The organism is Microseira wollei NIES-4236 (genome assembly GCF_020521235.1).
Taxonomy (GTDB): Bacteria; Cyanobacteriota; Cyanobacteriia; order Cyanobacteriales; family Aerosakkonemataceae; genus Microseira; species Microseira wollei.
Genome location: NZ_BLAY01000115.1, coordinates 24452 through 33180 on the forward strand (window position 1 = coordinate 24452; position 8729 = coordinate 33180).

4 protein-coding genes are annotated in these 8729 nt (G+C 43.1%); 1 reads left to right on the forward strand and 3 read right to left on the reverse strand.

What is annotated here, in order from left to right:
* Positions 1–102: 102 nt before the first annotated feature.
* Positions 103–1347, forward strand: coding sequence for an MFS transporter (locus MiSe_RS31115; protein ID WP_226587481.1), 1245 nt, complete (start codon positions 103–105; stop codon positions 1345–1347).
* A 25-nt stretch (positions 1348–1372) separates the two neighbouring features.
* Here MiSe_RS31115 and MiSe_RS31120 read toward each other — a convergent pair whose 3' ends face one another.
* The 3 genes from MiSe_RS31120 to MiSe_RS31130 all read right to left on the reverse strand — a co-directional run bounded on the left by MiSe_RS31120 (position 1373) and on the right by MiSe_RS31130 (position 8567).
* A complete protein-coding gene (locus MiSe_RS31120) occupies positions 1373–1531 on the reverse strand; it encodes a hypothetical protein (protein WP_226587482.1) in 159 nt (52 codons plus the stop codon).
* Between the two features lie 39 nt (positions 1532–1570).
* Entirely contained in the window at positions 1571–3298 is a 1728-nt protein-coding gene (locus MiSe_RS31125) for a condensation domain-containing protein (protein ID WP_226587483.1), read from the reverse strand.
* 439 nt (positions 3299–3737) lie between these two features.
* Positions 3738–8567: a type I polyketide synthase gene (locus tag MiSe_RS31130; RefSeq protein WP_226587484.1), complete on the reverse strand. Its 4830-nt coding sequence runs from the start codon at positions 8565–8567 to the stop codon at positions 3738–3740.
* Positions 8568–8729 lie beyond the last annotated feature (162 nt).

The window sequence follows — 8729 nt, forward strand, 5'->3', positions numbered from 1 at the left end:
GTGGGAAAATAAAAATACACATTCAGCCGAAATAATTACCGTATTTGATGCAGGAAGAGTGTGCCAGTTACGTAAGTCCTAAAAATTTTTGAGTCTTTAATCATGCTCTTTCCTGGATATCGGGTTAGCTTTTTTTTGCTAATCATAGGACAGTTTCTCTCTGTATTGGGAAGCGGAATCAGTACTTTTACTATCGTGTGGTGGCTGACCGCCAAATATAACTCAGGTACGCTAATTGCTATACAGCTGATCGCATCTATGCTACCTGGCATTTTATTGGGTCCGTTACTTGCTCCTATAGTAGACCGACTGCCACGGCAGAAAATCATGCTGGTCTGCGACTTGCTCAACGCAGTGCTGCTTGTGCCAATCATTGCAGCTTTTGCCCTAGAGAAAATTAATATACCTTTGTTGGTGCTGTTCGCTGTACTCTCTAGCGTGCTTGCAGCAGTCCACCAACCCACACTCCTCTCAGCCTGTAGTCAAATCATCACCCCAGAAGGTCGTGGCAAACTTGCTGGAATCCGAGAATTCATGCACGCCTCAAAGTCAGTTTTTGGACCCATCATAGCAACATTGTTATTCAATTGGTTTGCTGTGTCTCAAATTTTGGGAGTGCAACTGCTGACTTTTATTATCTCTTTTGTCTCTTTAATCTTCGTGAAACTTCCACCGCTTCTGGACAGAGAAAAACAGGGTTTGTGGACAGCCAATGATGACTACAAGCAAGACTTGATTGAAGCTTGGCACTTTATGTGTCAAAACCGTGGTCTAACGATACTTTTAGTGTTCTTCATGTTAGTCAACATCGGAATTACACTTCCTTCAATCCTGCCACTGCTTGTCACCCAAGTCTTCCATGCAGGTCCTGGTGTTTTGGCAAGTCTGGAAACGGCTTATGGTATTGGATGGATAGTTAGTAGTATAGCTGTCACAGCAACCGGAGGTTTTTCCCAACGGGTACAGGCGTTACTGATAGGAATGCCTGCTTGCGGTTTATGTAGAGCTTCTCTAGGGATAAGTCCGACAGTGGGATTGGCGATGGGTTTTACTTTTCTCTATGGTGTAGTCGGACCTGCCGTCAATGCTTCAAGTACCGCAATTTGGCTGGAGTGGGTACCCGAACGGCTACAAGGACGCATCTTTAGTATTCGTAATTCTCTAGGGCAGTTGGGTACGACAATCGGCTATTTGTTCGGGGGCATATTAGCAGACCGCTATGGTGCTTCATTAATCCTAGAAGCTGGGGGCATACTCGTTTTTGTTGTCACCATTTTGGTGATTTTGGAAAGTTCCTTGTTCTCCTTGCAGCAGAGTTCTTTATCTCAAGAAGGGCTGGCTGAATAACGATATAACTCCTAAGAAACACACTTCAATCTGGGTGGGGGAAGGCAGGTTTTGTTTTAATCTTATCGGTGTGGTGTACAAGGTTAATATCTAAACCTGCCCCTACAATTACCCTGTGTTTCTTAGGAGTATCAGGTATGCTGATAGTGGACTTATTCAGTTTAATCGGAATCTGTAAATACACGATTCGCTCACTGCTATAGTTGCCCTTTTTAGCACAACTTTAATCTGATTTTTTCTGACGGATTATCTTAGCTAAATTCTCTATACTCGATGCATAAAATAATGAACGTAACGGCAATTTTATGGCAAATTGTTTTTCAATCTCCGCCGCCAGAACCATCATCAGCAAAGAGTTACCTCCCAAATCAAAAAAATCATCCTCAACAGAAATCGGTCCAGTTTGGAGAAGATTTTCCCAAATATCAATCAGTTGCGCTTCCAGCGTACCGACCGTCAAGACTGTTTTTGGCCTTCTCCTTTGCTGAAGCCATGAGGTCATCTTACCATTTTTATTGACTTTGGCGACAGATGATTCATCTGGTATCCGTAAACATCGCGCTTGCATCTCAAGACTGAGTTGTTCTGCATATTGAGCAATCGTCAATTGGGGACTATCCACAATCTTATTAAGTAGCCGCTCAAATTCTTGCAGGTAGCTAGAGATTGTTTGAGCTTCAAATAAATCTGTATTGTAGTAACACCGCAACAATAATTGCTCCTCGGTTTCTAAAGCATCAATAAATAGCTCGAAGTTTTCGTAATATCGGGTTCCAATCGAACTTTCAACCGTTAATCCGTCTAAGTGAAGTTTTTGCGGTTTAGTCACTCTATCGACATTGAATCTAATCGAAATTAAAGGAATTCGGTTTGGCTGTCGGGTCAATTTTAACTTTTTCAGTAAACTCCCAAATGTTAGCTGATGATGTTCAATATCTGACATTAAAGTGTCAGAACGCCAGCGCAAATAATCGGCAAAATTTATCTGTGGGTTAACCTTGGTGCGTGAAGGGAGCAAATTCACGCAATGTCCGATTAATTGAAATTTATCGCTTACCGATTGTCCGGCGATCGCAATACCGAGAACAAAATCTGACTGTTGGGTGAGGGAATAGAGAAAAACTTCAAAAGCTGCCGTTAACGTAATCATAAATGTAGCCCCCTGACTCATCCCGATTTTTTTCAGGGGGACGATAGTTGTGGCAGAAATCTCCCAATCTTCCCGATCCGCCTTAAAACTTCGCTCTTGGGGATAGGGACGATCTGTAGGCAAATTTAAGGGAGGAACGGGTGGATTAAGTCGGTTTAACCAATAGTTTTCAGCCAATAGATAGGCTTCTGTCCTCATCTGTTGTTGCGACCATAGAGCGTATTCACTAAAGGGAATAACATGAGGAAGCTTGGGAATTTTACCTCGTTTTTTGGCATTGTAAAGGGTTGACAATTCAGAATAAAAAATGCCTAAAGACCAACCATCAAAAATAATATGATGGGCTGTAAACAGAAGCCGATGTTCTTGGGGAATGAGCCTAACTAATTTGACCCGAAATAAAGGTCCCCAAATCAAATCGAAGGGTTGCTTGACGGCATCAGTTTGAATATTTTGCCATGCTTGTTTTTGCTCATCAATAGATAGTTCTTCTAGAGAAATCAAAGGTATATCGAATTTGATACTAGGAGCAATACATAACTGACGACCATCGGGACTAAAGGTACTTCTAAGAGATTCATGTCGTTCGACGATCGTTTCCAGAGCAAAATGCAACGCCTCTAGATTGAGGGAGCCAGATAAATTCAGCACCATTGAGAGATTGAAGGCACAATTAGCATCGTCTCCCATCTGTACAGAGAGCCAAATTTCCTGTTGTGATTCTGTGGTGGGGACAGTTGACTGTAGTTCCCCCTTGGCAAACGGGTCAAAATCTACAGGGATGAAAAGAGGTTGTGACATATACTGAATGCTCCCGAACTGGTGAATAAAAGTCGCTCGTAGTAAGCGCTTAAGCGCTTTAGCTGCTCGTAGTAAGCGCTTAAGCGCTTACTACAAACCTTTTCGCCGATTGAGCGAGCTACAAACTTTTTATCAGTTGATAAACACCTGTTTGTCGCTCTTGAAGATACCGCTCGTAGTCAGCGCTTAAGCGCTTACTACAAACCTTTTCGCCGATTGAGCGAGCTACAAACTTTTTATCAGTTGATAAACGCCTGTTTGTCGCTCTTGAAGATACCGCTCGTAGTCAGCGCTTAAGCGCTTACTACAAACCTTTTCGCCGATTGAGCGAGCTACAAACTTTTTATCAGTTGATAACTACCTGTTTGTTTATCTTGAAGATACCGCTCGTAGTCAGCGCTTAAGCGCTTACTACAAACCTTTTCGCCGATTGAGCGAGCTACAAACTTTTTATCAGTTGATAAACGCCTGTTTGTTTATCTTGAAAATACCAACCCGGATTCCCTTGGGTATCTCGTCCTAATTTAGCTCCTGGGAGAGGGGGCTGATTTTCTGGATGTTCGCTTAATTTGGTATCGATCGCAGTCACCATCTGTCCGAAAAAACCTGCCTGTTGCAGTGAGTTAACACTGTCACAAAAAGCATCAATTACCGCTTGAATTTCCCCATCAGAGTGGGCTAGGGTGAGGAAGATGGGTCGGTTTTCTTGGATATAGATTCCTCGCTCTCGCAATAAATAGAAAAGCAGTTCAGAATAACTGATATCTTGGGTAAATTTCAGCATCATCAGAGAGCCAAAATTCACCATTTTCATTGCTGCTTGAATTGACTCAAAATAATTGTTTAGGGTTGTCACCATTTGATGACTTTTCTGATTTAACTGGGTATGTAACTCCGCACCATTTTGTTGAAAATAAGACAGTATTGCTTTAGCTGCTGCCATTGCTAACGGATGACGCACAAAAGTTCCGGCTAAAAAGGTGACACCGACTTCGGGGACAGATTCATCTCCGTATTGCCAAAATCCGCCATCTAAAGCATCCATAAAGCGGGATTTTCCGGCAATTACGCCGATGGGCATTCCTCCTCCCACAATTTTGCCGTAAGTGGCGATATCTGCTTGAACGCCAAATGCTGCTTGCGCTCCGGATGGGTGTATTCTGAAACCCGTAATCATTTCATCAAAAATCAGAACGATTCCCGATTTGTCGCACAATTGACGAAGCTGACGCAGAAATTCTTGGGGTTGAATATCTGGATAGCGACTTTGCACGGGTTCAATTAAAATCGCAGCTAAATCATCTGCTAAGTCAGCCAGAATTTTCAAGGATTCAGGATTGTTATAATCAACCACTACCATATTTTGGAGTGCTTCTGGCATAATACCACAAGCGGCGGGAATGGCTCGGTAGTCTTTGGTAGGACGAACAATTACCTCATCACAAATGCCGTGATAACCTCCTGAAAAAATGGCGATTTTGCTGCGATTTGTCACAGTGCGAGCAATTCGCATCGCTCCTAATACGGCTTCTGAACCCGTATTACAAAATGTGGCTCGATCGAAGTTAGTAATCTGGCAAATTAATTGTGCGACTTCTCCGGCGAGAAGCGTCATTGGTCCAATTTCTATTCCCTGTTCCAGTTGTTTTGCGATCGCAGATTGAATCAGAGGGGATGAGTGACCCAAAAAGTTAGAGCCAAAACCGTTGACTAAATCGATGTATTCATTCCCATCTATATCCCATAGTTTGGCTCCTGCTGAACGAGCGGTAACAATGGGATAAACCATTTCTTTGAGGGTGGGATTAAACCCAGAAACGGTGCGAGGATCGGCAAAATGAGAGCGGTTAGCTTGAGTGTGTGCTTTTGATTTAGTTGTTTTTGTTGTATATCTTTCGATTAAGTCCTGGAGAAAATTTTGCTGAGTTGGGTTTAACGCTTGTTTGGGATTTTTTTGAATCCGGGTTCCCACAGTCAAAGGTTTGGGATTTGGTGATGTTTCCTGCTGGGAACTTCGAGTACTATCAAATCCATTGGTGGCGGAATTATTTCCCCTTTGCGGATTCTGCGCCTCTGGACGAACACCACTGTCCCATTGGCGCAGTACCGCTAACTGCTCGGACATCACTTGCAATTGCTGAGTGATGATAGATTGAATATCGGGTTGGTTCGCAGGGGAAGCAGGCGGTGTTTTGATAGGGACGGGATTGGATGGAATTGGGGTTGTTTGGATGGGTTTAACCAACTCTGGGGGTAAGTTTGCACTCAAATACTCAGACAACAGCTTCAGGGTAGAAAATTCTTGAATCAGTTGTCGGAAAGTCAATTTGAGCTTAAATCGTTTTTCTAAAGCTTGGGCAATTTGAGCTAAGGTTAATGAATCAAACCCCATTTCTAAAAAGGTTGCCGACTCATCAAAAGCCTGATGATTTAGTCCCGATATTTCTGCGAAAATTTCTTTGAGATCACTCATCAGGTTAAAAGTAGGGGAAATCAATAATTTCGAGCTTTGAGGAGTCATTTCATGCTTACCATTAGGGGAACAATCTGAATCGATAGCCACATTGGGAGATTGAGTAGTTTGAGTAGTTTTATTTGGTTCTACCCAATAGCGCTGACGTTGAAAGGGATAGGTAGGTAAAGGAATGCGATCGCACGATTGCTCCTGATAAACACAATCCCAATTCACCGCTACACCATTAACCCAAAGCTGTCCCAAGGTTTTCAAAACAACCCGAATATCTGACTCGGTTTCTTGCGGATGACGTACAGAATTCAAGACAACTTGGGTGGCTTTGAAAAGCGGATGGCGCTTGACGAAGGTGCTTAATGTTCTTCCGGGTCCAACTTCTAGCAAGATTTGGTCTGGGTTGTTGAGAAAACACTCAATCCCGCGAGCAAAATTTACCAAGTATCTTACGTGTTGACTCCAATATTTTGGCTCGGTGGCTTGGGTTGGAGTCATCCAATTCCCAGTAACATTAGAAACCAAAGGAATTTGAGGCGAAGACAGCTTAACTTTTGCCACTCGACGGTTAAAAGCATCTAAAATTGGCTCCATCATTGGCGAATGAAAAGCATGGGAAGTCTTCAATCTTCGTATTTCAATTCCTTGAGCTTTTAGTTGATTTTCTAAAGCTGCGATCGCTTCTATAGTTCCAGAAACAACACAACGAGAGGGTTCGTTAATCGCAGCAATAGCTACTGATTCATTTAAAAAGGGTTGTACTTTTTCCGGAGCAAGAGGAATAGATAACATAGCTCCGGGTGGTAATTGTTGAATCATCTTTCCTCGTGCTGCTACCAAGGAAAGTCCATCTTCCAGGGAGAAAACTCCTGCTAAACAAGCTGCGACATATTCTCCCACACTATGACCAATAAATCCCGCCGGTTGAATACCCCAAGATTGCCACAGTTGAGCCAGAGCATATTCTATGGTAAATAACGCGGGTTGTGCGATCGCAGTTTGTTGCAGTTGTTGTTCGGCTTTTTCTTCCTGTTCAGCTTCCGGGTAAATCAGGGAACGCAAATCCAATCTCAAGTCGCTGAACAATAATTCAGCACATCGATCGACCGTTTCGCGAAATACCTTTTCCTGCTCGTATAAACCCCGCGCCATATTGACATATTGAGAACCCTGTCCGGAAAACATAAAAATCGCGGATGGGGGACTCTTTTTCGCCTTTCCTGTCACCAGGGAAGCAGAGTTTGATAAGAGATGATTCGTTGTTTCTTCAATACTTGCAGCGACTACTATCCGCCGATGTTCAAAGGCTTTACGTCCCACACTCAAAGTATAAGCAACATCCCCTAAATCTAGGTCGGGATGCTGTTGCAGATGGTGTGCCAAATTCTCAGTTGCTTGCTCAAGAGCGGCTGGGGTTTTAGCGGATAAAATGAGTAATTGTTCGGGATATTTTTGCTCCCGATTTGGGTTGTTAATCGTGGGAGCTTCTTCCAGAATAATATGTGCATTCGTCCCGCCAATACCAAAAGAACTCACTCCCGCTCGTCGAGGTGCTTCTTGACTCTCCCAATGAGATAACTTGGTATTAACATAAAATGGACTATTGGCAAAATCAATATTGGGGTTGGGATGCTCAAAATGTAAACTGGGGGGAATTTGCTGATGCTTAATTGCTAAAGCGGTTTTGATTAAACCCGCAACACCAGCAGCACTATTTAAGTGTCCCACATTTGTTTTGAGGGAACCAATCGCACAAAATTGAGTTTGATCCGTACTCTCGCGAAATGCTTGAGTTAATGCCGCAATTTCGATCGGATCTCCAAGTTGCGTTCCCGTACCATGAGCTTCAATATAAGTAATCGTTTCTGGTGCTACATCAGCTACAGATTGAGCCGACTGAATCACATTCACTTGACCTTCAACACTCGGTGCTGTATAACCGACTTTCACCGCACCATCGTTATTAATAGCAGACCCTTTAATTAGAGCATAAATGTAATCCCCATCGGCGATCGCTTCTGTCGCTCGTTTCAGCGTGACAATCGCCACTCCACCACTCCCAACTGTTCCCTTTGCTTGAGCATCAAACGCGCGACAATGACCATCAGGAGAATGAATCATTCCCTCTTGGTACAAATAGCCAATTTCAGGATTTACCTTCAGGGTGACACCTCCAGCTAACGCGATGTCGCATTCTCCACTCAGTAACCCTTGACAAGCTAAATGAACAGCCACTAAAGAACTCGAACAAGCGGTTTGAACATTAATCGCAGGCCCTTTGAGATTCAATCGATAAGCAGTTCTAGTGGCAAGAAACTCGCTATCATTAGCCAAGTACAGTTGAAAATCATCAAAAAACTTTAATAACTCACGATTGCCATAAATATTCTGCAAATAGTATCGACTGATTCCCGCACTTGCATAAACCCCAATCAGTCCATCATAACTTTGGGAATCGTAACCCGATATTTCCAAAGCCGATCGCGCACATTCTAAAAATAAACGATGTTGGGGGTCAGAAATTTCGGCTTCCCTGGGATGAATCCCAAAGAATTCAGCATCAAACTTATCGATATCATCCACCACCGCCTTAGCTTTGACATAGTTAGGATGATAGGCTAATTCCGGCTTCACCCCAGAAGCTAAAACCTCTTCTGTCGAGAAAAACTGAATCGATTCCACCCCATTTTTTAAATTCTGCCAGAATTCATCAATATTTTTTGCTCCCGGCACATTAACGGACATCCCAATAATGGCAATATCCGAATCCCTCACCTCACTATTAAAATTATTCAACGTCATCTTTCATTCCTCTCCTTAAGTATGGATCTCTTCTCGTCTCTAGGACTTACGCTTCTATCAAGTGTTTGTAGTAAGCGCTTTAGCGCTTAGGTTAAGCACTGAAGTGCTTACTACGAACCATCTTTCATTCCTCTCCTTAAATATGGTGTTTTTGTCTCTAGG